Genomic DNA, 24,119 nt, shown 5'->3' with positions numbered 1-24,119 from the left:
GCCCGTCACGCTAGCCGTCCGGCTGGCCGGACGCGGCCGACCCGGCGCGCGCCTCCAGCGTGAGCCGCACCGCGCCTGCCACGACGTCCGCGACGTCGCGGAGCGGCACCTGCGGCACGTCCGCGCCGGCACCCTCCGTCCCTACGCTGCCGCCCGCGCCACCGCCGGTCCCGACCTCGTCGTGCGAGGCGAGCGCGTCCGGACCCGTGGCCGGGACGTGCAGGAAGCCGGCGGCTCGGACCCGCTCGGTCCCGGGCGCGACGAGCGCGACGAGGTCGAGCAGGTGGAACAGCACGGCGTTGCAGACGTAGGCGCCGGCGCTGAGGGAGTCGAGCAGCCTCGGGTCACCCGCCAGCAGCTCGCCCACCGGCAGGGTCGCGAGGTGCGCGTCGGGTCGCCCGGGCGCCAGCGGCACGTCCCGCGGCCGGTCGCCCTCGTTGTCCGGGATGCGCGCGACGGCGAGGTTGATCCCGACCCGTTCGACGCTGACGTGCGGCCGGCCGGCGGCGAGGCCGAGACCGATCACGACGTCGGGCGCATCCCGCTCCAGGGCCGCGGCCAGCAGTCCCCGCACGCGCGAGAAGACGACCGGCAGCCGGACGGCGGCGACCTCGACGCCGGGCAGCCCGATCCCCTCGTCCGCGAGCAGCTCCGCGACCTCCCACGACGGGTTGACCCTCGCGCCGTCGAACGGCTCGAAGCCGGTGAGCAGGACCCGCGTCACGAGCGCGGCAGGAACGCGTACGTCACGGACTGGTACTCCTCGATCCCGAGCTCGCCGCCCTCGCGACCCAGGCCCGACGTCTTGATCCCGCCGAACGGGGCCGCCGCGTTCGAGACGATGCCCGAGTTGAGCCCGACCATCCCGCTCTCCAGCCGCTCGACGAGGCGGTGGCCGCGGGCGAGGTCGCGCGTGAACGCGTACGAGACGAGACCGCGGTCGGTGTCGTTCGCCAGGGCGACCGCCTCGTCCTCGTCAGCGAACGTCCGCAGCGCGAGCACCGGCCCGAAGATCTCCTCGCGCCACACCCGCGCCTCGACGGGCACGTCCGCGAGCACGACGGGGGCGAGGAAGTGGCCGTCGGGCGAGAGACCGGACGGCAGCTCGGGCGCGAGGAGGACGCGCGCGCCGCGGGCGACGGCATCGTCGACCAGCTCGGTGACCCGCTCCACCGCCGCCGCGTCGATGAGCGGGCCGAGCGTCGTGCCGGGCGCCGCGCCCGGACCGACCCGGACCTGGCGCACGCGCTCGACGACCCGCAGCGTGAACTCCTCGGCGACCCCCTCCTGGACGAGGAACCGGTTCGCCGCCGTGCACGCCTGACCGCCGTTGCGGAGCTTCGCGAGCAGCGCGCCGTCGACGGCGGCGTCGAGATCGGCGTCGTTGAAGACGAGGAACGGCGCGTCGCCGCCGAGCTCCATCGACGTGCGCAGGATGCCGTCGGCGGACTGTCGCAGCAGGGTTCGCCCGACCTCCGTCGAGCCGGTGAAGGAGAGCTTGCGCAGGCGCGGGTCGGCGAGGATCGGCTCGCTGACCGCGCTCGAGCTCGAGGTCGGCACCACGTTGACGACGCCCTCCGGCAGCCCGGCCTCCGCCAGCAGCCCGACGAACGCGAGCGTCGTGAGCGGCGTCAGCGACGCGGGCTTCACCACGGCGGTGCAGCCGGCGGCGATCGCGGGGGCGATCTTCCGCGTCGCCATCGCGAGCGGGAAGTTCCACGGGGTGATGAGGTAGCAGGGCCCGACGGGGCGCCGGCCCACGAGGATCCGTCCGGTTCCCTCGGGGGCGGTGTCGTAGCGGCCGCCGACGCGCGTGGCCTCGCCGGCGAACCAACGCACGTACTCCGCGCCGTAGGTCACCTCGGCCGCTGACTCCGCGAGCGGCTTGCCCATCTCAGCCGTCATCAGCGCGGCCAGCTCGTCGCGGTGGTCCATCACCGCGTCGAACGTGCGCCGCAGGAGCTCGGAGCGTTCCAGCGGCGACGTCGCCGCCCACGCCTCCTGGGCTGCCACCGCGGCGTCGAGTGCCGCGAGGCCGTCCTCGGGCGAGGCGTCCGCGACCCGGGCCAGCTCCTCCCCCGTCGCCGGGTCCTCGACCGCGAACGTGCGGCCGCCGGTCGCGTCGCGCCACTGCCCCGCGACGAAGAGCTGCGTCGGGGCGGAGGCGGACGGCGGGCGGGACGGTGAGCCGGACATGCCTCAACGCTACCCGCGGTGTGACCCTCCTCACGGAGTCGGCCTCGATTTCGCCAACTCCGACGTGCCGTAATAGGTGTACCTTACTGAGCCGAAGGGTCACCAAACCCAGCCAGCGTCCGGCAGCCGATCGAGACAGGGGGAACCATGATCGCCGCGTTCCTCATCGGCCTGCGCGAGGGGCTCGAGGCGGCGCTCGTCGTCGGCATCCTGGTGGCCTACCTGCACAAGTCCGGCCGCGCGAGCGCCCTGCCGCGGCTCTGGGCCGGGGTCGGTCTCGCGATCGTCGGCTCGCTCGCCCTCGGGGCGATCCTCACCTTCGGCGCCTACGGCCTCTCGTTCCAGGCGCAGGAGGCGATCGGCGGCGGTCTCTCGATCGTCACGGTCGCCCTCGTCACCTGGATGGTGTTCTGGATGGTCGGCGCCTCGCGCGGGCTGTCGGCGGAGCTGCGCGCCCAGGTCGACCGCTCGGGAGACAGCGCCTGGGGCATCGTGGTCATCGGCTTCATCTCGGTCGCCCGCGAGGGCATCGAGACCACGCTCTTCCTCTGGTCGACCGTTCGCTCGCTCGGCAACGGCTCCGGTGCCGCGATCGGAGCCGTCGCCGGCCTGGTCGTGGCCGCCTGCCTCGGCTGGGCCATCTACCGCGGCATGGTCAGGATCGACCTCGGCGTGTTCTTCCGGTGGACCGGCCTCGCCCTCGTCGTCGTGGCCGCCGGCGTCCTCGCCTACGGCGTCCACGACCTGCAGGAGGCCGGCTTCCTGCCCGGCCCGTTCACGTCCGCCGCGACGATCGACCCGACGACGGGGCTGGTCGGGGTCGGCCTCGCCGGCTTCCCGTTCGGCTGGGCGTTCCAGGTCGGCCACGTCATCGCGCCGGACGGCGCGCTCGGCGCGCTGCTCAAGGGGACGATCGGCTTCATGCCCGAGATGACCTGGCTCTCGGTCGTCCTGTGGGCCCTCTACCTCGGCATCATCGGCACCCGCTTCGTGCGGCGTGCCTTCGCGCCGCATCCCGCGCCCCCGACGACGTCGAGCGACGCGACGGACGCCGCACCCCCAGCTCTCGTCCCGTCCCCCGATCTCACCGCGACCGACGGACCCGTCGGCACCACCGAAGGAACACCATGACACCCACTCGTCCGTCCGCGTCGGTCCCGGCCATCGTCACGGTGGCGGCCGCCGCCGTCGTCGTCCTCGCCGGATGCGTCCCGAACAACCCGCAGTCCAGCGGCACCGACGGCTCCGGGGCCGCGTCCGGCGCGCTCGCCGTGACCTCGGACGACACCACCTGCGAGATCTCCGCGGCCGAGGCGACGTCGGGCACGCTGACGTTCGACGTCGCGAACTCGGGCACGAAGGTGACCGAGTTCTACCTCATGGCCGCCGACGGCCTGCGCATCGTCGGCGAGGTCGAGAACATCGCCCCGGGCGCCTCGCGCACGCTCACGGTGACCGTGCAGCCGGGCGACTACCAGACGGTCTGCAAGCCCGGCATGATCGGCGCCGGCGTGGGCCGAGCCGACTTCACGGTGTCGGGCGAGCGGGTCGAGCTGACCGGCGAGGACGCCGAGCTCAAGCAGGAGGCGATCGACCTGTACGCGGCGTTCGTCAAGGACCAGGTCGCGCAGCTCCTGCCCGAGACGGAGGCGTTCGTCGACCTGTACGTCGCGGGCGACGACGAGGCCGCGCGCGCCGAGTTCCCGCTGGTCCGGGCGTACTACGAGCGGATCGAGCCCGTGGCCGAGGCGCTCGGCGACCTCGACCCGCGGATCGACTACCGCGAGGTCGACGCCGTCGCCGAGGGGCTGGACTGGACCGGGTTCCACCGGATCGAGAAGGACCTGTGGGAGCCGGCGCCGGGCGCGCTGAACTCGGACGGCGAGACGGACGCGTTCGACGGCTGGACGCCCTCGACGCCCGAGGAGCGCGCCGAGCTCGGCCGCCTGCTCGTGGCCGACGTCACCGAGCTCTACGACTTCGTCCACTCCGACGACTTCACCACCTTCCTCTCCGACCAGGGCGTCGACTGGATCTCCAACGGCGCGATCGGGCTGCTCGACGAGGTCGCGACCGGCAAGATCACGGGCGAGGAGGACTGGTGGAGCGGCACCGACCTCTACGACTTCGCGGCCAACGTCGAGGGCTCCAAGATGGCGTTCTCGCTGGTCGAGGACCTCGCCTCCCGCAAGGGCGCCGAGGGTGAGGAGCTCGTCGGCCAGATCAACGACGGGTACGCGGCGCTCGAGGAGGCCCTGGCCGAGCACGGCTCGCTGACCACCGGGTTCGTGGCCTACTCCGAGCTCACGGACGCGGACAAGAAGCAGCTCTCCGACCTCATCAACGCGCTCGCCGAGCCGCTCTCCAAGCTCACCACCACGGTGCTGGAGTGACCTCGACCGACCCAGGTCCGGACCGAGGACCGGCCGGACCGAGCACGCCGCGGCGCGGGATCTCCCGCCGCGGCGTGCTCGGCCTGTCCGCCGCCGGGGCGGCCGCGCTGCTCGGCGGTGCCGCCGTCGGCCGCGCCACCGCTGGCATCGGCCCGGCCGGGCTCGGACCGCTCGGCGGGTCGGGCGCGGGTCACGCCGCGCCGACGACCGCCTACCCGTTCGAGGGAGCGCACCAGGCGGGGATCACGACGCCGGTCCAGGACCACCTGCACTTCGCGGCCTTCGACCTCTCGTCCCGGGCGACCCGCGACGACGTCGTCGAGCTGCTCCAGGACTGGACGTACGCGGCGTCGCGGCTGACGCAGGGCCTCGACGTCTCCGCGACCGGGGCGCTCGACGGCCCGGAGAGCGCGCCGCCCGACGACACCGGCGAGGCGCTCGACCTGCCCGCGTCCGGGCTCACCGTCACGATCGGCCTCGGGCCGACGCTGTTCGAGCTCGACGGCGAGGACAGGTTCGGGATCGCCGCGCGGCGGCCGGCCGCCCTCGCGCCCCTGCCACCGTTCCTGGGGGACGCGCTCAGCACCGAGTGGTCGCACGGCGACCTGTGCCTCCAGGCCTGCGCCGACGACCCGCAGGTGGCCGTGCACGCGATCCGCAACCTCGCGCGGATCGCGTTCGGCCGCGCGCACGTGCGCTGGTCCCAGATGGGGTTCGGACGCACGTCGAAGACGTCGGCCGCGCAGGCCACCCCGCGCAACCTCTTCGGCTTCAAGGACGGGACGGACAACATCCTCGGGACCGAGGAGGACCGGCTCGCCGAGCACGTGTGGGTCGCGCCGGGGTCCGCGACGGCGGGGGCCGGCGACGCCGCCGACTGGCTCGCGGGCGGCAGCTACCTCGTCAGCCGGAAGATCGAGATGCTGCTAGAGCCGTGGGACCGGACCGGTCTCGGCGAGCAGGAGCGGGTCTTCGGCCGCGACAAGCGCGTCGGCGCCCCGCTCTCGGGCGGTGACGAGTTCACCGCCCCCGTCTTCGGGGACGGTCGGATCGACATCGCCTCGCACGTCCACCTCGCCCACCCGACGAACAACGCCGGCGCGACGATGCTGCGCCGCGGGTACAACTACGTCGACGGCACGAACCCGCTCGGGCGCCTCGACGCCGGCCTGTTCTTCCTCGCCTACGTCAACGACCCGGACACCTTCGTCCAGGTGCAGCGCTCGCTCTCGACGGACCTCCTCAACGAGTACATCCGCCACATCGGGTCGGCGATCTTCGCCGTGCCCCCGGGCATCGAGCCGGGCGGCTGGGTCGGCGAGACCCTCTTCGCCTGAGACTTCCGCGTCAGGCGCTCCCACGCACCACGCACCCACGCACGAGGCGCGAACGCGCCGCTCGCGGGCCCGACGCACCCACGCACCACGCGCGAACGCGCCACGGCACCCACGCACGAGGCGCGAACGCGCCGCTCGCAGGCCCGACGCACCCACGCACCACGCGCGAACGCGCCACGGCACCCACGCACGACGCGTGAACGCACCGCTCGCAGGCCCGACGCACCCACGCACCACGCGCGAACGCGCCACTGGCGGGGCCTGAACGCGCGGCTCGCGGGGCCCGGCCCGGGCCACACCGGGTCCCATCACGCCGGCGCCGGTCCCGCCGGAGGCACACCTCCGTCCCGGCGCACCTCGGACGGAACGACGGCGCCCCGGTCACCGCCCGTGCGGGCGGTGACCGGGGCGCCGGTTCGACTCAGCGAGTCAGCAGCTCAGCGAACGAGCGGCTCACGCACCCGTCAGCTTCTCGCGAAGCGCGGCGAGCGCCTCGTCCGAGGCCAGCGTGCCGGCGGGGCCGGCCGGGGCGGAGCTGTACGTCGCGGTCTCGAGGACGTCCGCGTCGCCGGAGTCGGCGTCCGCCTCGATCGCCGCGGCGACCTGCTTCTTGTGGGCCTCCCAGCGGGACTGGGCCTCGGCGTACTGCCGCTCCCACTCCTCGCGCTGGGCGTCGAAGCCCTCCATCCACTCGTTGGTCTCCGCGTCGAAGCCCTCGGGGTACTTGTAGTTCCCCTGGTCGTCGTACTCCGTCGCCATGCCGTAGAGGCTCGGGTCGAAGTCGTCCGAGGACGGGTCGACACCCTCGTTGGCCTGCTTGAGCGACAGCGAGATGCGGCGACGCTCGAGGTCGATGTCGATGACCTTGACGAAGACCTCCTCGCCGACCTTCGCGACCTGCTCCGGGACCTCGACGTGACGCACGGCGAGCTCGGAGATGTGGACGAGACCCTCGATGCCGTCCTCGACGCGCACGAACGCACCGAACGGGACGAGCTTCGTGACCTTGCCCGGGACGACCTGGCCGATGGCGTGGGTCCGCGCGAACTGCTGCCACGGGTCCTCCTGCGTCGCCTTGAGCGACAGGGAGACGCGCTCGCGGTCGAGCTCGACGTCGAGCACCTCGACCGTGACCTCCTGGCCGACCTCGACGACCTCGGACGGGTGGTCGATGTGCTTCCAGGACAGCTCGGAGACGTGGACGAGACCGTCGACCCCGCCGAGGTCGACGAACGCACCGAAGTTCACGATCGAGGACACGACACCGGGACGCACCTGGCCCTTGGCGAGCGAGGAGAGGAACGTGGAACGGACCTCGGACTGCGTCTGCTCGAGCCACGCGCGACGCGAGAGCACGACGTTGTTGCGGTTCTTGTCGAGCTCGATGATCTTCGCCTCGATCTCCTTGCCGACGTACGGCTGGAGGTCGCGGACGCGACGCATCTCCACGAGGGAGGCCGGGAGGAACCCGCGCAGGCCGATGTCGAGGATGAGTCCACCCTTGACGACCTCGATGACGGTGCCGGTGACGACGCCGTCCTCCTCCTTGATCTTCTCGATGGTGCCCCAGGCCCGCTCGTACTGAGCGCGCTTCTTGGACAGGAGGAGGCGGCCCTCCTTGTCCTCCTTCTGGAGGACGAGCGCCTCGACGACGTCACCGACGGAGACGACCTCCGACGGGTCGACGTCGTGCTTGATGGAGAGCTCGCGGGAGAGGATGACCCCCTCCGTCTTGTAGCCGATGTCAAGAAGGACCTCGTCGCGGTCGACCTTGACGATGGTGCCCTCGACGATGTCACCGTCGTTGAAGTACTTGATGGTCGCGTCGACGGCTGCGAGGAAGTCCTCGTCCGAGCCGATGTCGTTGACGGCGACCTGCGGGACGGTCGGGGCGGGGGTGGAGATGGTCATGTAGGAGAAGCTCCGATGCGGACAGGTGTCGTGGTGAACTGGACGTGTCGTCGGCCGGACGGGCGTGGCACGCTGGGCACTGGGTCCAGGCACCTGTTCGCGGGCACGACAACTGGCGCGCCGCAAGACGCACCGCATGACACCTTACCGCACGCGCGGGACCGACACACTGGGCCTGGAGGCCGTCGCGCCCCCGCGACGACACCCCCGACGGGAAGGGACGGACCGTGGACACCGGGCTGCCAGCCCCGGCCTTCGCCGGGTACGAGGACGACGACGCGCGGGGCACCGACGCCGCCCGCCGCTGGTGGGACGCCAACGCGAGCGAGTACCTCGCGGAGCACGGGGCGGCGCTCGGGGCCGCCGACTTCACCTGGGGCCCCGAGGGGCTGCGCGAGGAGGACGCCCGCCTGCTCGGCGAGCCCGAGGAGCTCGTCGGGCTGCGGGTGCTCGAGGTGGGGGCCGGGGCGGCGCAGTGCGCACGGTGGCTGCGGGCGCGCGGCGTCGACGTCGTCGCGACCGACGTCTCCGACGGCATGCTCGCGGCGGCACGCGAGCTGGACGCGGCGACGGGCATCGAGGTGCCGCTCGTGCGCGCGGACGCGCGCGACCTCCCGTTCCCGGACGGCGCGTTCGACGTGGTCTTCACCTCCTACGGCGTGCTGCCGTTCGTCGCCGACGCCGGTCAGGTGCACCGCGAGGTCGCGCGGGTGCTCCGGCCGGGCGGCCGGTGGGTGTTCTCGACGACGCACCCCGTGCGCTGGGCCTTCCCCGACGACCCGGGTCCCGGCGGCCTCACCGCGACGTCCTCCTACTTCGACACCCGTCCCTACGTCGAGCGCACCGCCGACGGCGACATCGTCTACGCCGAGTACCACCGCCCGCTCGGCCGGCTCGTGGCCGAGGCGGTCGGGGCCGGCTTCGTCGTCGTCGGCCTCACCGAGCCGGAGTGGCAGCCGGGACGCGAGACCTGGGGCGGCTGGAGCGAGCTGCGGGCGTCGCACCTGCCGGGGACGGTCGTCCTGTCCTGCCGGCTCGCGTGACCAGCGACGGGCACCGCGGGCGGCGAGCCTGCGCCTCCCCGCGGCCGGTGAGCGTCAGTCCGGGGTGCCCGCGGGGTAGAGCTCGTCCTCGGTCATGACGTAGTGGCGCTGGAGCCACTGCCCGAGCCGTCCGTGGTGTAGGCACGAGGTGTAGTCGGCGCAGTAGGACGTCTCGTCGTACTGGGCGTACCGGCGGAACGCCAGCACCTTGTCGACGAGCTCGTCACCGCCGAGGTTGACCGGCAGGTCGTAGGACGGGTAGCCCACGAGGAAGTCGACCCGGTCCAGGTCGAACCCGACGTCGAGAAGCGCCTCCCGGGTCACCGCGCCGGCCGCTCGGTGGTCCGGGTGGTCGGGCCGGGTGGGGTCGTCGACGGCGCCGGGCGCCCCATCCGGGATCGAGGTGACGACGTGGTCGGGCTCGAGCAGCGTGACGATCTCCTCGAGCGCGGAGACGAGCGCGGTGCGGGTGACCGCCGGGGCGCCGTCGACGGGGTGCAGCTCGGGCAGATCGCCGGCGAGCAGCCGCGGCAGCGTCTCGTGGTGCGTCGCGGCGAAGCCCTGACCGCCGGTGTTCCCGTCCGGGAGGTCGAGGAACGTGAGCGAGACGCGATCGTCGCCGTCCGGCGTCCACACGGACGCCTCGACGCCCGAGCCCAGCACGACCCGGACCTCGTGCCAGGTGGTCTCGCGTCCCATGAGGTCGTCGTAGGCCGCCATGACGCCGCGCTGGCGCGCCGTCGCCCGGTCCTGGCCGGCTCCGGCGTCCCCGCCGGTGAGGAAGACCGTCGAGACGCACTCCCCCGCCTGGAGGTCGTCGGCGATGCCCGGGTTCATGAACACGAGGTCGTCGTCGGGGTGGGCCCACACCGACAGGACCATGTCGCCCTCGATCGCGCCGTCGTCCGCTGACGCGTCGCCGGTCTGCGGCTCGGCGCCGTCAGCGTGCGCCGGCTCGGCACCTCCGCTCGCGACGTGCGCCCCGACGCACCCCGGCCGGATCGGCGACTCGGCCACGGGGACTGGTGCGGTCGCGGGATCGGCGGCGACGAATCGCGCGTCCTGCACCGCGGACAGCGCCCAGGCGTCGGTCCCCGGGCGAGGCTGCGCGCCCGTCAGACCCCACGTGCCGGCGGCGAGCACGGCGACGAGGCCGACGAGCGCGACCCACGCGCGGTAGCGCGTCCGTGGTCGTCCCCGCGACACCCGGCCGACCTTCACCACCGACCTCAGTGACCGGCCTCGCGCCAGCTCCGCCCGACGCCGACGCTCACGTCGAGCGGCACCGACAGCTCGGCCGCCCCGGCCATCTGCTCCCGCACGATCGCCTCCACCTCGGTGCGCTCCCCCGGGGCGACCTCGAGGACGAGCTCGTCGTGCACCTGGAGCAGCAGCCGCGAGCCCAGCTCCCGCTCCGCGAGCTCGCGCTGCACGCCGATCATCGCGACCTTGACGATGTCCGCCGCCGATCCCTGGATGGGCGCGTTGAGCGCCATCCGCTCGGCCATCTCGCGACGCTGGCGGTTGTCGCTCAGCAGGTCCGGCAGGTACCGCCGGCGCCCGAGGATGGTCTCGGTGAAGCCGTCCCTGCGGGCGTCGTCGACGACGCCCGTGAGGTAGTCGCGCACGCCCCCGAACCGCTCGAAGTAGTCGTCCATGAGGCCGCGGGCCTCGCTCACCTCGATGCCGAGCTGGCGCGAGAGGCCGAACGCCGACAGCCCGTAGGCCAGCCCGTAGGACATCGCCTTGATCTTCGCGCGCATGGCCGAGGTGACGTCGGCCGGTGCCACGCCGAACACGCGCGAGCCGACGTAGCGGTGCAGGTCCTCGCCCGAGCGGAAGGCCTCGATGAGCCCCGCGTCCTCCGACAGGTGCGCCATGATCCGCATCTCGATCTGGGAGTAGTCGGCCGTGAGCAGGCACTCGTACCCCTCGCCGACGACGAACCCCTCGCGGATCCGGTTGCCCTCCTCGGTGCGGATCGGGATGTTCTGCAGGTTCGGGTCGGCCGAGGAGAGGCGGCCGGTCGCCGCGACGGTCTGCTGGAACGTCGTGTGGATCCGCCCGTCCGGCGCGACGGACCGCAGCAGCCCCTCGACGGTCTGGCGCAGGCGGATCGCCTCCCGGTGCGCGAGCAGGTACTCGAGGAAGGGGTGGCCGGTCTTGGCGTACAGCTCGGCGAGGGCCTCGGCGTCCGTCGTGTAGCCCGTCTTCGTGCGACGCGTGCGCGGCATGTCGAGCTGGTCGAACAGCACCTCCTGGAGCTGCTTCGGCGAGCCGAGGTTCACCTGGCGACCGATCGCCTCGTAGGCGCCGGCGGCCGCGCGCTCGACCGCGGAGTCGAACTCGGCCTCGATCGCGCGCAGGTACGACAGGTCGGCCGCGATCCCCGCGTCCTCCATCGCGATGAGCGCCGCCTGGAGCGGCAGCTCGACGCTCTCCAGCAGTCCGCCGGCTCCGCGCGCGTCGACGTCGGCCGCGAGCGAGGCCCGCAGCTCGCGGACCGCGACCGCCCTGGCCAGCGCCGACAGGTCCTCCCCCTCGCCGGTCAGGTCGAGCGCGAGCTGGTCGGCCGCGGCCTCGTCGACCCGGGGCAGCTCGCGCTGCAGGTAGCGGACCGCAAGGTCGTCCAGGTCGTAGGTGCGCTGGTCGGGGTGGCACAGGTAGGCGGCGAGCAGCGTGTCGAAGACGACGCCCCGCAGGCGGTAGCCCCGCGTCGCGAGCAGGTGCGTCGCCGTCTTGGCGTCGTGCACGACGACGGTGCGCTCAGGGTCGGCGAGCCAGTCGGCGAGGGCCCGGTCGTCGTCCGGGTCGAGTGCCGTGAGGTCGAGCACCGTCCCGACGCCGTCGGCGTCGGCGACCGCGAGGGCCCACGCGTCGCCGGCTCCCCCCGCGAACCGGCCGACCACCTCGAGCCCGATGGAGTCGCCGCGGGCCGCGAGCCACGCGCCGAGAGCCTTCGGCTCGGGTCGCTCGTGCTGCAGCGTGAGGCTCGCGACCTCCTCCTTGCCCTCGTCCTGCGGCAGGAGCTGGAACAGCCGATCGCGCAGAACGGTGAACTGCAGCGCGTCGAACACCTCGTGGACCGCCGCGCGGTCGATCGGGCCGCGCGCGATGTCCTCGAGGGAGAACGGGACCTCGACGTCCCGCAGCAGACCGTTGAGGCGCCGGTTGAGCACCACCTGGGCGAGGTTCTCGCGCAGGCTGTCCCCCGCCTTGCCGGTGATCATGCCGACGTGGGCGACGATGCCCTCGAGACCGCCGTAGGCCGCGATCCACTTGGCCGCCGTCTTCGGACCGACGCCGGGGACGCCCGGCAGGTTGTCGCTCGTCTCACCGACGAGCGCGGCGAGGTCCGGGTAGCGCTCGGGCGTGACGCCGTACTTCTCCTGCACCTCGGCGGGCCCCATCTGCACGAGGTCGGACACGCCCTTGCGCGGGTAGAGCACCGTGACCCGGTCGGAGACGAGCTGGAACGTGTCCCGGTCCCCGGAGCAGACGAGCACCTGGGCGCCGGCCTCCGCCGACCGCGTCGCCATCGTGGCGAGCACGTCGTCCGCCTCGACCCCGTCGATCCCGACGTGCTGGATCGACAGCGCGCCCAGCACGTCGTGGATGAGCGGGATCTGGCCCTTGAACTCCGACGGCGTCGCCGAGCGCGTGCCCTTGTACTCGGCGTACTCCGTCGTCCGGAAGGAGGCGCGCGAGACGTCCCACGCGACCATGAGGTGCGTCGGCGCGAAGTCCCGGATCAGGTTGAGCAGCATCGACGTGAACCCGTACACCGCGTTCGTCGGCTGGCCCGACGTGGTCGCGAAGTTCTCCACCGGCAGGGCGAAGAACGCCCGGAAGGCCATCGAGTGCCCGTCGATGAGGAGCACCCGGGCATCGGTGGTGGGCGGCGTGGTGTCGGGAGGTGTCACGGTCACGGTGACAGCCTAAGAGGCATGTCCGACATCGAGACCACCCCGAGTCAGCCGACGCCCCGACCGCAGCTCCTCCCCGGCCTCGGCACCCTCGCCGAACGCCTCGGCGTGCGGATCGTGAGCCTGAGCCCGCAGGAGTGCGTCGCCACGATGCCGGTCGCCGGCAACACCCAGCCGTACGGGCTGCTGCACGGGGGCGCCAGCGCCGCCCTGGCCGAGACGGTCGGCTCGTTCGCGGCGAACGCCCACGCGCAGCAGCGGCACCCGGGCGGCGGCGCCCACGCCGTCGGGCTGGAGCTGTCGATCACGCACCACCGAGGCGCCCGCGACGGGATCGTCACGGCCACGGCCCGCGCCCAGCACCTGGGCCGGACGACCGCGACCTACCTGGTCGAGCTCACCGTCCGCCCGGAGGGCAGCGACGCGGCCGACGGGGACGAGCGCCTCATCAGCTCCGCACGCCTGACCTGCCTGCTGCTCTCGGACTGATCCGCCGGGGCCGCCGGCGTCGCCGCGTCGGGTCGGGCCTGCGTCCCGCCGTCCCCGCGCTCGCTCGTCTCCTCGGCCGGAGCCGGGTCGAGCAGCGCGGGGTCGATCTCGGAGACGTCGCTCAGGATCGGGATGCCGCGCGGCGGTGTCACGCCGGAGAGGGCGCGGCGCCGCTTGATCAGCGACTCGATGCCGCGGCGCGGCGACTCGGGCTCGAGCCGACGGGCGAGCTGGACGACCTCGACGCTGCGTCGCGCCCCGACCGGCGCGAAGCCGAGCCGGGAGAGGAACCGGGCCTCGGACCGGGTGCCGCTCACGGGCTGGGTGACGATCCGGTCGAGCCCGAGCTCCTGGGCGAACGCGAGCTGGTCGGCGAGCAGGAGCCGGCCGGCGCCGCGGCGACGGTACTCGGGGCGGACGTACAGCACCTCGATCTCCAGCCACGGCGACTCGGAGAAGAGCCCCGGCTCCTGACGCCGGCAGATCGCGAGGCCGACGTCGAGCCCGGACGCCGAGGCGAGCGAGGCCCGGCCGAGGCCCGATGCCAGGAAGGCATCGATCCGCGCGGCGAGGACGTGCCGCTCGGGACTGCCGAGCGGCGGGCCGACGGGATGGTCCTCCCGCGCCGCCATGAGGATGTCGACGACGCGATCACGGTCCGCGACGGTCCCTGCCGTCACCGTGCTTCCGGCTCGCACCACGAGTCACCTCACCTCATCGTGTCGCTGGTCGGAACCAGCCTGGTCGAGAAAAGCCTCGGTCGATCTGTACCGCGTCCGGCGCTGCGCGCGCCGGGAAGAGCTCAGGCGTCGCCGCCGACCTGGTCGATGACGGCGTCGGCCACCTCACGCATCGTGAGACGGCGGTCCATCGACGTCTTCTGGATCCACCGGAACGCCTCCGGCTCGGTCAGGCCCATCCGCGTCATGAGGAGGCCCTTGGCGCGGTCGACCCGCTTGCGCGTCTCGAACCGGTCCGCCATGTCGGCGACCTCGGACTCGAGCGCGACGATCTCGGCGTGCCGGTGCAGGGCGATCTCGATGGCCGGCAGCAGGTCGGCCTGCGTGAACGGCTTGACGACGTACGCCATGGCGCCGGCGTCGCGGGCGCGCTCGACGAGCTCGGTCTGGGAGAACGCCGTGAGCAGGACGACGGGCGCGATGCGGTCGCGGCCGATCCGCTCGGCGGCGGAGATGCCGTCCAGGACGGGCATCTTCACGTCCATGACGACGAGGTCGGGGCGCAGCTCGGTCGCGAGCGCGACGGCGGTCTCGCCGTCACCGGCCTCGCCGACGACGTCGAAGCCGGCGTCGGCCAGCGTCTCGACGACGTCCATCCGGATGAGCGCCTCGTCCTCGGCGACGACGACGCGGCGGCCGCGGCCGATGCCCTGGACCCCGGTGTCGGTCTCCTCGGAAACGTCCACGATGTCCTCCAGCGATGACGGCCCGGTGTTCGGCTCACGAGTGCTCACCCGGGTAGCCTAGTGCCCCGCACGCCCCGGTAGCCCAACTGGCAGAGGCAGTCGGCTCAAACCCGGCACAGTAAGGGTTCGAATCCCTTCCGGGGCACCCGACGCGGGCCGGCGCATCCCCGGCGGGCGCGGACGCGAGGTGAGGTCCAGGTCGCGGGTCAGAGGTCCGGGACAGCACGACGGCGGTGGCCACCACCGGACCGCATCCTGCCGCCGACCCGGTTCCCACGTGGCCAGCGCGACGGCCGTGGCCACCGTTGAGCCGGACACCACCGACCACCCGGCCCCGACGTGGTCACGGCGACAGGGACGGTGGCGGTGACGGCCGGGGCCACTGCTGAGCCGGATGCCACCGACGACCCGGCCCTGGCGTGGCCAGCGCGACGGCCGTGGCCACCGTTGAGCCGGACACCACCGACCACCCGGCCCCGACGTGGTCACGGCAACAGGAACGGCGGCGGTGACGGCCTTGGCCGGGGCCACTGCTGAGCCGGATGCCACCGACGACCCGGCCCTGGCGTGGCCAGCGCGACGGCCGTGGCCACCGCTGAGCCGGACACCACCGACCACCCGGCCCCGACGTGGTCACGGCAACAGGAACGGCGGCGGTGACGGCCTTGGCCGGGGCCACTGCTGAGCCGGATGCCACCGACGACCCGGCCCTGGCGTGGCCAGCGCGACGGCCGTGGCCACCGCTGAGCCGGATACCACCGACGACCCGGCTCAGACGTGGCCACGGCGACGCCCCCGGCACCATCCCGCGCCGAGACCGCCCTCTACTCGACGACGATGGTCGCGGCGAGCGTGTCGCAGGCGTCGACGAGGGTCTGCCGGGCCGCCTCGGAGGTCCACTGGCAGTAGACGTGGGCGAGCTGGCCGCGACCGAAGATCCACCAGCCGATGTAGTCGTACCCGGAGTCGGGGAGGCTGACCTCCTCGCGCACGGCCGGCATCCCGGCCACCGACGAGCGCGTCGTCTCCTCGATGATCTGCGCGCCGTTGATCTCGTGGTACTGCTCGATCCGCTTGACGATCTCGCGCCAGGAGATCTCGTCGCACGTCACCGCGAGCGGTCCGAGCTCCATCTGCGGATAGACGTTGATGCTCGCGACGTCGAGGGTGTCGAGCTGGTTCACGGGCACCCAGAACTGGCCGGAGGACGCGCCCTCGACGGGGTTGTCCTCGTGGTACCCGGTCGCCGTGCGGAACCCGGGCGGGGTGGGAGCCGTCAGCTTCGTGAGGTCCACGTCGGCGACGAGCTCCCCGTCCTTGGGCGGCTCGCCGTGGCACTCGATGAACCCCTGCGGGATGTCGCCGAGCCCGGCGGACCCCGTCGAGGTCGGCTCGTGCGGCGTCGCCGACGACCCGGGGAACCCCGGCAGCGGGCTCGCGCAGCCGCTCAGCAGCAGGACGGCAGCGGTCACGGCGACCGCCGCGCGGCCCCGCCGACCGCCGACGGGACCACCGACGCAGACACGGCGAGGACGTGACCACCGCGTGTCGCGGCGGTCACGTCCTCGCAGGAACGACCCGGCGATCGGTCAGTCCGATGCCGGCGCGTAGTCGGACTCGTCCCCGATCGTGTGCACCTGGATGAAGTTGGTGGTGCCCGGACGCCCGACGGGGGCGCCGGCGACGACGACGACGCGGTCACCGGCGGACGCGTAGCCCGTGCTCTGCAGCTCCTTGTCCACCTCCGCGACCATCTCGTCCGTGTTGGCGACACCGGGGGTCACGATCGTCCGCACGCCCCAGGACAGGGCGAGCTGACGGCGCACGCGCGGGTCCGGCGTGAACGCGAGCAGCGGGATCGGGGAGCGCAGGCGCGACATGCGGCGCGCCGAGTCGCCGGACTGCGTGAACGTGACGAGGTACTTCGCGTCGAGCGTCTTGCCGATCTCGTTCGCGGCCTGCGTGATGACGCCGCCCCGCGTGTGCGGGACACCGGCGAACGCGGCGATCCGCTCGAGGCCGTGCTCCTCGGTGGCCTCGATGATCCGGGCCATCGTCTGGACGCAGATGATCGGGTACTCGCCGACCGAGGTCTCGCCCGAGAGCATGACCGCGTCCGCGCCGTCGAGGACGGCGTTGGCGCAGTCGGACGTCTCGGCGCGGGTCGGCGTCGGGGAGGAGATCATCGACTCGAGCACCTGGGTGGCGACGATGACCGGCTTGGCGTTGCGCCGCGCGAGCGCGACGGCCTCCTTCTGCACGAGCGGCACGCGCTCGAGGGGCAGCTCGACGCCGAGGTCGCCGCGGGCGACCATGATGCCGTCGAACGCGTCGACGATCTCGGCGAGGTTGTCGACGGCCTGCGGCTTCTCGATCTTGGCGATGACCGGGGCCTTGTAGCCCTCCTCGGCCATGATCGCCGCGACGTCGTCGTAGTCCTTCGCGCTGCGGACGAACGACAGCGCGATGAAGTCGGCCTTGAGGCCGAGCGCCCAGCGCAGGTCCTCGATGTCCTTCTCGCTCATCGCGGGGACGGACACGGCGACGCCCGGCAGGTTGATGCCCTTGTTGTTCGAGACGAAGCCGGCGACCTCGACGACGGTGGTCACGTCGGTGTCCGTCACGTCGGTGACGCGCACGCGCACCTTGCCGTCGTCGATCAGGAGGATGTCGCCCGGCTTGCAGTCGCCCGGCAGACCCTTGAACGTGGTGCCGACGAGCTCCTTGGTGCCCTCGACGTCCCGCGTCGTGATGGTGAAGACGTCACCCACCGCGAGGTGGTGCTTGCCCTCGACGAACCGCTCGAGGCGGATCTTGGGGCCCTGGAGGTCGACGAGGACGGCGACGGCGCGGCCGGAGCGCTCGGCGGCGGCCCGCACGTTCGCGATGACCGCGGCGTGCTCCTCGGGGGCGCCGTGGGACCGGTTGATCCGCGCGACGTCCATGCCGGCGTCGACCAGCTCCTGGATCTTCTCGGCGGAGGCCGTTGCCGGCCCAAGGGTGCAGACGATCTTTGCTCTACGCATGGCTCCCAGCCTAGGGGACGAGGCGGACCTCACCGACACCGGAGGTCCCGCATGATGACACCCGCGAGCCGGCTAGTGGGACGCGGCTGGACGGACGGGCTAGACCCGGAAGCCGACGTCGCCGGGACGCACGGGAGCCGGCAGCGAGCTCGACCCCGTGAGGTACCGGTCGACCTCGGCGGCCACGGAGCGACCCTCGGCGATCGCCCACACGATGAGCGACTGCCCGCGGCCGGCGTCCCCCGCGACGAACACGCCGGGCAGCGCGGTCTGGAAGTCCTCGCCGCGCGCGATCTCCCCGCGCGGGGCGATCTCGATCCCGAGCTGGTCGGTCGCGTCGCGCGCGTCCGGACCCGAGAAGCCCATCGCGATGAGGAGCAGGTCGCACGGGATGTCCCGCTCCGTCCCCGGCTTCGGCACCCGTCGCCCGTCGGGCAGGTACTCGGTCTCGGCGAACCGCACCGCCTCGACCCGCTCCTGCCCGAGCAGCTCCACCGTGGAGGCGAGGAACTCCCGCACGCCGCCCTCCTGGTGGGAGCTGGAGACCTCGAGCACGCGCGGCGTGGTCGGCCACGGCTGGTCGGCCGGGCGCTCGGCCGGCGGCTCGTAGCCGATCGCGAGCGTCGTGACCGACGTCGCGCCCTGGCGCAGCGCCGTCCCGAGGCAGTCGGACCCGGTGTCGCCGCCGCCGATGATGACGACGTCGAGGCCGTTCGCGTCGATCTGGTCCGGCACCTCGCGGCCCGCGACCGCCGCGTTCGCCTGCGTGAGGTAGGTCATCGCGTTGACGACCCCCGGCAGGCCGTCGCCGCTCACCCGCAGCCCGCGCGGCAGCGACGCGCCGATGGCGACGACGACGGCGTCGAACCGCGCGCGGAGCTGACCCCACGTGGGGTCGACGCCCACGTGGACGCCGGTCCGGAACCGCGTGCCCTCGGCCTCCATCTGCGCGACGCGCCGGTCGATGTGCTCCTTCTCGAGCTTGAAGTCCGGCACGCCGTAGCGCAGCAGGCCGCCGATGGCGTCATCCTTCTCGAACACGACGACGGTGTGGCCGGCCCGCGTGAGCTGCTGCGCCGCGGCCAGCCCGGCCGGGCCGGAGCCGACGACGGCGACCGTGCTGCCGGTCAGCCGCCCGGGCACGACGGGCTCGACGAACCCGCGCTCCCAGGCCTCGTCGATGATCGACACCTCGATGTTCTTGATCGTCACCGGCGGCTGGTTGATGCCGAGGACGCAGCTGTCCTCGCACGGCGCCGGGCAGATCCGGCCGGTGAACTCCGGGAAGTTGTTCGTCGCGTGCAGCCGCTCGCTCGCCTCGCGCCACTCCCCCCGCCACACGAGGTCGTTCCACTCGGGGATGAGGTTCCCGAGCGGGCAGCCGGCGTGGCAGAACGGGATGCCGCAGTCCATGCAGCGCCCGGCCTGGCGGGTGAGGTACGGGCTGTCGCCCGAGCGCTCCGCCTGGACCTCGCGCCAGTCGCGCAGCCGGACGGAGACGGGACGGTAGGGCGGGAGCTCGCGCTCGCGCTGGGTGAGGAATCCGCGGTGATCAGCCATGAGCTGCCTCCAGAATCTGGTCCCACGCACCGGGGATCGCGGGGTCGAGCCCCTGGGCCTCGGCCTCGGCGAGGACGGTGCGCATCCGGGCGAAGTCGGCCGGCAGCAGCATGGTGATGCGGTCCAGCGCAGCCGGGAGGTCGGCGAGCAGGTGGCGCGCCAGGGGGGAGCCGGTCTCGGCCTCGTGCCGACGCAGGAGGTCGGCGACGAGCTCGCGGTCCGCCGGGCCGAGCGGCTCCAGGAGCACCTCGCCGCCGTCGCGGGCGGCGGCGTTGAGCCGGTCCGGCTCGAGGTCGAGGACGTACGCCGTCCCACCCGACATGCCGGCTGCGACGTTGCGGCCGGTCGGGCCGAGGACGAGGACGGTGCCACCGGTCATGTACTCCAGCGCGTGGTCGCCGACGCCCTCGACGACCAGCGTCGCGCCCGAGTTGCGCACGGCGAACCGCTCCCCCGCGCGACCCGACAGGAAGATCTCGCCGGACGTCGCGCCGTACCCGACGACGTTGCCCGCGACGACGTGCTGGTCGGCACGGAACCGGGCCGCGTGGTCGGGACGCACGACGAGGCGTCCGCCGGACAGGCCCTTGCCGACGTAGTCGTTCGCGTCGCCGAGCAGCCGCAGCGTGATGCCGCGCGGCACGAACGCGCCGAAGGACTGCCCGGCCGTCCCGGTGAGGGTGACGTCGATCGTCCCGTCCGCCAGGCCGGCGTCGCCGTAGCGGCGCGCGACCTCGTGGCCGAGCATCGTGCCGACCGTGCGGTTGACGTTGCGCACCGGCAGCTCGACGGTGACCGGCGTGCGGTCCGCGAGCGCGGGTGCGGCCAGCTCGATCAGCCGCCGGTCCAGCGCCCGCTCGAGCCCGTGGTCCTGCTCGCGCACCTTGGTGATGCCGGACCCGGGGGCCGGCACGGGGCGGGCGAGCACGGCCTCGAGGTCGAGCCCGCGCGCCTTCCAGTGGCTCTCCGCCTCGTCGGTGGCGAGGAGGTGGACCTGGCCGATCGCCTCGTCCAGCGAGCGCAGGCCGAGCTCCGCGAGCAGCTCGCGGACCTCCTGGGCGATGTACTCGAAGAAGGTGACGACGAACTCCGGCTTGCCGCTGAACCGCGCGCGCAGCTCGGGGTTCTGGGTTGCGACGCCGACCGGGCAGGTGTCGAGGTGGCAGACGCGCATCATGATGCAGCCGGACACGACCATGGGGGCCGTCGCGAAGCCGTACTCCTCGGCGCCGAGCAGCGCGGCCACGACCACGTCGCGGCCGGTCTTGAGCTGGCCGTCGACCTGGACCGTGATCCGGTCCCGCAGGTCGTTGAGCACGAGCGTCTGGTGGGTCTCGGCGAGCCCGATCTCCCATGGCGTCCCCGCGTGCTTGAGCGAGGTCAGCGGGCTCGCGCCGGTGCCGCCGTCGTGGCCCGAGATGAGCACGACGTCGGCGTGCGCCTTCGAGACGCCGGCCGCGACCGTCCCGACGCCGAACTCGGAGACGAGCTTGACGTGGATCCGAGCCTGCGGGTTCGCGTTCTTCAGGTCGTGGATGAGCTGGGCAAGGTCCTCGATCGAGTAGATGTCGTGGTGTGGCGGGGGCGAGATGAGGCCGACGCCGGGCGTCGCGTGCCGGGTCTGCGCGATCCACGGATAGACCTTGTGGCCGGGCAGCTGGCCGCCCTCGCCCGGCTTGGCGCCCTGGGCGAGCTTGATCTGCAGGTCGTCGGCGCAGGTCAGGTAGTCCGCCGTGACCCCGAACCGGCCCGACGCGACCTGCTTGACGCGCGAGCGGCGCAGCGGGTCGTGCAGCCGCTCGGGCGACTCCCCGCCCTCGCCGGTGTTGGACCGGCCGCCGAGCGTGTTCATCGCGATCGCGAGCGTCTCGTGCGTCTCCTGCGAGATCGAGCCGTAGCTCATCGCGCCGGTGTTGAACCGCGTGACGATCGCCTCGACCGGCTCGACCTCCTCGATCGGGATCGGCTCGCGGTCCGGGACGAGGTGGAGCAGCCCGCGCAGGGTCATCAGCCGGCGCGAGGTGTCGTTCACCCGCGACGTGTACTTCTTGAAGATGTCGTAGCGCCGCTCGCGCGTCGAGTGCTGGAGCCGGAAGACGGTCTCGGGGTCGAACAGGTGCTCCTCCCCGTCGCGACGCCACTGGTACTCCCCGCCCGTCGGCAGCTCGGTGTGCGCCGGCTGCTCGCCCGAGCGTGGGTAGGCGAGCGCGTGACGGGCGGCCGTCTCCGCCGCGATGATGTGCAGCCCGACGCCGTCCAGCCGCGAGGTCGTCCCCGTGAAGTACTCCGCGACGAGCTCGCGGGACAGGCCGACGGCCTCGAACACCTGCGCTCCCCGGTAGGAGGAGACGGTGGAGATGCCCATCTTGCTCATCACCTTGAGCACGCCCTTGCCGAGCGCCTTGATGAGGTTGGCGACGGCCTTCTCCGGCGCGACGTCGACGTAGCCCTCGCGCGCCAGCGCCTCGACCGACTCCATCGCGAGGTACGGGTTGACGGCCGCGGCCCCGTAGCCGATGAGGAGCGCGACGTGGTGCACCTCGCGCACGTCGCCGGCCTCGACGACGAGCGAGATCTGGGTGCGGGTGTGGTTGCGGACCGTGTGGTGGTGGACGGCGCTCAGCAGGAGCAGCGACGGGATCGGGGCGTGCTCGGAGTCCGAGTCGCGGTCGGACAGCACGATGAAGCTGGCGCCGTTCGCGACCGCCCGGTCGACCTGGTCGCAGATCTCGACGAGCCGCTCGCGCAGCGCCCACTCGCCGCCGGCCACGCGGTACGTCCCGCGCACGACGACCGCGCGGAAGCGGCCGATCATCTCGGGGTCGCGGTCGATCTTGACGATCTTCGCGAGCTGGTCGTTGTCGAGGACGGGGAACGGAACGACGAGCTTGCGCGCGTGCTCCGGCGTGTCGGCCAGGAGGTTCGGCTCGGGACCGATCGCGCCGCCGAGCGAGGTCACGAGCTCCTCGCGGATCGCGTCGAGCGGCGGGTTCGTCACCTGGGCGAACATCTGCGTGAAGTAGTCGAACAGCAGCCGCGGGCGCTGCGAGAGGACCGCGATCGGCGTGTCCGTCCCCATCGCGCCCAGCGGCTCCGCCCCGGTCTCGGCCATCGGCCCGAGGATGACGCGGAGCTCCTCCTCCGTGTAGCCGAACGTGCGCTGGCGGCGCAGGACCGACGAGGCGGTGTGGTGGACGTGCTCGCGCTCGGGCAGCTCCGCGAGGTCGATCTCGTTCTCCGCGAGCCACTGCGCGTAGGGGTGCTCGGCCGCCAGCGAACCCTTGACCTCGTGGTCCGGGACGATCCGCCCGGCCGCGGTGTCGACGAGGAACATCCGGCCCGGCTCGAGGCGGCCCTTGGTCACGACCGTCGCGGGGTCGAGCTCGAGCACGCCGGCCTCCGAGGCGAGCACGACGAGCCCGTCCTCCGTCACCCAGTACCGGCCGGGGCGCAGGCCGTTGCGGTCGAGCACGGCGCCGATGAGCGAGCCGTCCGTGAAGGTGAGGCAGGCCGGCCCGTCCCACGACTCCATGAGGGTCGCGTGGTAGGCGTAGAACGCGCGCAGGTCCGGGTCCATCGAGGCGTGGTTCTCCCACGCCTCCGGGACCATCATGAGGACGGCGTGCGGCAGCGAGCGGCCGGCGAGGTGGAGCAGCTCGAGCACCTCGTCGAGGGACTGGGAGTCGCTGCCACCGGGCGTGACGACGGGCAGGAGCCGGCTCAGGTCGCCCAGCTCCTCGCTCTCGAGCATGCCCTGGCGGGCCGACATCCAGTTCCGGTTGCCCCGGACCGTGTTGATCTCGCCGTTGTGCGCGATGCCGCGGAACGGCTGCGCGAGGGGCCACGACGGGAACGTGTTGGTGGAGAACCGCGAGTGCACGAGGGCCAGCTCGCTGGCGTAGCGCGGGTCGGACAGGTCGGGGAAGAACGGCTCGAGCTGGGAGGTGCGCAGCATGCCCTTGTAGACGAGCGTGCGACCCGACAGCGACGGGAGGTACACCTCCAGCTCGCGCTCGGCCCGCTTGCGGATCCGGAACGCGCGGCGCTCGAGGTCGATCCCGGTCAGCTCCCGGTCCGGCGAGGCGACGACGAGCTGGCGGAAGCTCGGCATCGCGGCGCGCGCGCTCGGCCCGAGCAGGTCCGGCACGACGGGGACGTCGCGCCACGCGAGCAGCTCCATCCCCTCCTCCGCGACGATCGCGGCGATCCTCGCCGCCGCCTCGTCGGCCGCCGCGGGGTCCTGCGGCAGGAACGCCGTCCCGATCGCGTAGTGGCCCGGCCGCGGCAGCTCGGCGTCGACGACGTCGCGCAGGAACGCGTCCGGCACCTGGGTGAGGATGCCGGCGCCGTCGCCGGTGTCGACCTCGGCGCCGACGGCTCCGCGGTGGTCGAGGTTCTCCAGCGCCGTCAGCGCGGCGTCGACGATGTCGCGACCGGGCGTCCCGCGCAGCGTGGCGACGAACGCGACGCCGCACGCGTCGTGCTCGGAGACGGGGTCGTAGAGGCCGGTGGCAGCGGGAGGACGGGAGGCAGCGGGCAGGCCCGTCTCATGAATCCAGTGCACGGTGTCCATACGGCACCCGTCCTCACTCCCCGCCGACGAGCGGGGCAATCGACCAACAGTTGAGGGACGCCGTCGGCCCGGGGACGCGAATATACACAGCGCAGATAACGGCTGGATGTCGCGCGGACATCGCGCCGAAACGCTGGTTTCGCGTGCATTTCGCGCGTGTTACGCGGGGCGTCGGGATCCGTCGTTAGGTGCGACGAGGTCGTCGAACCTGATCGAGGTCGAGTCGAGGTCGAGGTGCG

General features: G+C 72.9%; 16 protein-coding genes and 1 tRNA gene. 6 read left to right on the top strand and 11 right to left on the bottom strand.

Annotated features, from left to right (window positions below):
• Positions 1-10: 10 nt before the first annotated feature.
• Together EDD28_RS14155 and EDD28_RS14150 are read right to left on the bottom strand one after the other, a co-directional pair.
• Positions 11-724: a pyroglutamyl-peptidase I gene (locus tag EDD28_RS14155; protein ID WP_123740417.1), complete on the bottom strand. Its 714-nt coding sequence runs from the start codon at positions 722-724 to the stop codon at positions 11-13.
• On the bottom strand, positions 721-2,196 hold the full coding sequence (locus tag EDD28_RS14150; protein ID WP_123740416.1) for an NAD-dependent succinate-semialdehyde dehydrogenase: 1,476 nt from the start codon (positions 2,194-2,196) through the stop codon (positions 721-723). Before EDD28_RS14150 ends, EDD28_RS14155 begins: the two co-directional genes overlap by 4 nt.
• 147 nt (positions 2,197-2,343) lie before the next feature.
• Between EDD28_RS14150 and efeU the strand changes: the two genes are divergently transcribed.
• The 3 genes from efeU to efeB are packed head-to-tail and all read left to right on the top strand — an operon-like array spanning position 2,344 to position 5,926.
• A complete protein-coding gene (efeU, locus tag EDD28_RS14145; protein ID WP_123740415.1) occupies positions 2,344-3,327 on the top strand; it encodes an iron uptake transporter permease EfeU in 984 nt (327 codons plus the stop codon).
• Positions 3,324-4,589: an iron uptake system protein EfeO gene (efeO, locus tag EDD28_RS14140; RefSeq protein ID WP_123740414.1), complete on the top strand. Its 1,266-nt coding sequence runs from the start codon at positions 3,324-3,326 to the stop codon at positions 4,587-4,589. Before efeU ends, efeO begins: the two co-directional genes overlap by 4 nt.
• The gene (gene efeB / locus EDD28_RS14135) at positions 4,586-5,926 is read left to right on the top strand and encodes an iron uptake transporter deferrochelatase/peroxidase subunit (protein ID WP_123740413.1); all 1,341 of its coding nucleotides are present in this window, start codon (positions 4,586-4,588) and stop codon (positions 5,924-5,926) included. The genes efeO and efeB overlap by 4 nt, the downstream gene beginning before the upstream one ends.
• 453 nt (positions 5,927-6,379) lie before the next feature.
• Here the strand turns inward: efeB and rpsA are convergent, their stop codons facing one another.
• A complete protein-coding gene (rpsA, locus tag EDD28_RS14130) occupies positions 6,380-7,837 on the bottom strand; it encodes a 30S ribosomal protein S1 (protein WP_123740412.1) in 1,458 nt (485 codons plus the stop codon).
• A 227-nt stretch (positions 7,838-8,064) separates the two neighbouring features.
• On the opposite strand from rpsA, the gene EDD28_RS14125 reads away from it, so the two are divergent.
• Positions 8,065-8,880, top strand: coding sequence for a class I SAM-dependent methyltransferase (locus EDD28_RS14125; protein WP_245968091.1), 816 nt, complete (start codon positions 8,065-8,067; stop codon positions 8,878-8,880).
• Between the two features lie 54 nt (positions 8,881-8,934).
• Here EDD28_RS14125 and EDD28_RS14120 read toward each other — a convergent pair whose 3' ends face one another.
• Both EDD28_RS14120 and polA read right to left on the bottom strand, forming a co-directional pair.
• Complete coding sequence (locus EDD28_RS14120; RefSeq protein WP_148059633.1) at positions 8,935-10,086, bottom strand: PIG-L family deacetylase; 1,152 nt, start codon at positions 10,084-10,086, stop codon at positions 8,935-8,937.
• A 23-nt stretch (positions 10,087-10,109) separates the two neighbouring features.
• Entirely contained in the window at positions 10,110-12,809 is a 2,700-nt protein-coding gene (gene polA, locus EDD28_RS14115; protein WP_281272574.1) for a DNA polymerase I, read from the bottom strand.
• A gap of 18 nt (positions 12,810-12,827) precedes the next feature.
• On the opposite strand from polA, the gene EDD28_RS14110 reads away from it, so the two are divergent.
• On the top strand, positions 12,828-13,295 hold the full coding sequence (locus EDD28_RS14110) for a PaaI family thioesterase (RefSeq protein ID WP_123740410.1): 468 nt from the start codon (positions 12,828-12,830) through the stop codon (positions 13,293-13,295).
• Here the strand turns inward: EDD28_RS14110 and EDD28_RS14105 are convergent.
• Both EDD28_RS14105 and EDD28_RS14100 read right to left on the bottom strand, forming a co-directional pair.
• Entirely contained in the window at positions 13,190-13,975 is a 786-nt protein-coding gene (locus tag EDD28_RS14105) for a GNAT family N-acetyltransferase (RefSeq protein ID WP_148059632.1), read from the bottom strand. The genes EDD28_RS14110 and EDD28_RS14105 overlap by 106 nt on opposite strands.
• A gap of 122 nt (positions 13,976-14,097) precedes the next feature.
• Entirely contained in the window at positions 14,098-14,724 is a 627-nt protein-coding gene (locus EDD28_RS14100) for an ANTAR domain-containing response regulator (protein ID WP_170169543.1), read from the bottom strand.
• 68 nt (positions 14,725-14,792) lie between these two features.
• Here EDD28_RS14100 and EDD28_RS14095 point away from each other — a divergent pair.
• A tRNA-Leu gene (locus tag EDD28_RS14095) sits at positions 14,793-14,866 on the top strand.
• Positions 14,867-15,545: 679 nt separating this feature from the next.
• On the opposite strand, the gene EDD28_RS14090 is transcribed toward EDD28_RS14095, so the two are convergent.
• From EDD28_RS14090 to gltB, 4 genes are all read right to left on the bottom strand, one after another.
• Positions 15,546-16,193, bottom strand: coding sequence for a hypothetical protein (locus EDD28_RS14090; protein WP_123740407.1), 648 nt, complete (start codon positions 16,191-16,193; stop codon positions 15,546-15,548).
• Positions 16,194-16,310: 117 nt separating this feature from the next.
• Entirely contained in the window at positions 16,311-17,747 is a 1,437-nt protein-coding gene (gene pyk, locus EDD28_RS14085) for a pyruvate kinase (RefSeq protein ID WP_123740406.1), read from the bottom strand.
• Between the two features lie 99 nt (positions 17,748-17,846).
• Positions 17,847-19,307 (bottom strand): glutamate synthase subunit beta, encoded by a 1,461-nt coding sequence (locus tag EDD28_RS14080; protein WP_123740405.1) that lies wholly within the window; start codon positions 19,305-19,307, stop codon positions 17,847-17,849.
• Positions 19,300-23,880, bottom strand: coding sequence for a glutamate synthase large subunit (gltB, locus tag EDD28_RS14075; RefSeq protein ID WP_123740404.1), 4,581 nt, complete (start codon positions 23,878-23,880; stop codon positions 19,300-19,302). The genes EDD28_RS14080 and gltB overlap by 8 nt, the downstream gene beginning before the upstream one ends.
• Positions 23,881-24,119: the final 239 nt, after the last annotated feature.

It is taken from the genome of Salana multivorans, assembly GCF_003751805.1.
Classification (GTDB): Bacteria; Actinomycetota; Actinomycetes; order Actinomycetales; family Beutenbergiaceae; genus Salana; species Salana multivorans.
This window is presented reverse-complemented; position numbering and strand designations above follow the sequence as displayed.

Bases quoted from the DNA above. Each gene is read 5' to 3' on its own strand.
- pyk (WP_123740406.1), bottom strand. From the start codon at position 17,747: ATGCGTAGAGCAAAGATCGTCTGCACCCTTGGGCCGGCAACGGCCTCC.
- EDD28_RS14150 (WP_123740416.1), bottom strand. From the start codon at position 2,196: ATGTCCGGCTCACCGTCCCGCCCGCCGTCCGCCTCCGCCCCGACGCAG.
- gltB (WP_123740404.1), bottom strand. From the start codon at position 23,880: ATGGACACCGTGCACTGGATTCATGAGACGGGCCTGCCCGCTGCCTCC.
- EDD28_RS14080 (WP_123740405.1), bottom strand. From the start codon at position 19,307: ATGGCTGATCACCGCGGATTCCTCACCCAGCGCGAGCGCGAGCTCCCG.
- EDD28_RS14110 (WP_123740410.1), top strand. From the start codon at position 12,828: ATGTCCGACATCGAGACCACCCCGAGTCAGCCGACGCCCCGACCGCAG.
- efeO (WP_123740414.1), top strand. From the start codon at position 3,324: ATGACACCCACTCGTCCGTCCGCGTCGGTCCCGGCCATCGTCACGGTG.
- rpsA (WP_123740412.1), bottom strand. From the start codon at position 7,837: ATGACCATCTCCACCCCCGCCCCGACCGTCCCGCAGGTCGCCGTCAAC.
- efeU (WP_123740415.1), top strand. From the start codon at position 2,344: ATGATCGCCGCGTTCCTCATCGGCCTGCGCGAGGGGCTCGAGGCGGCG.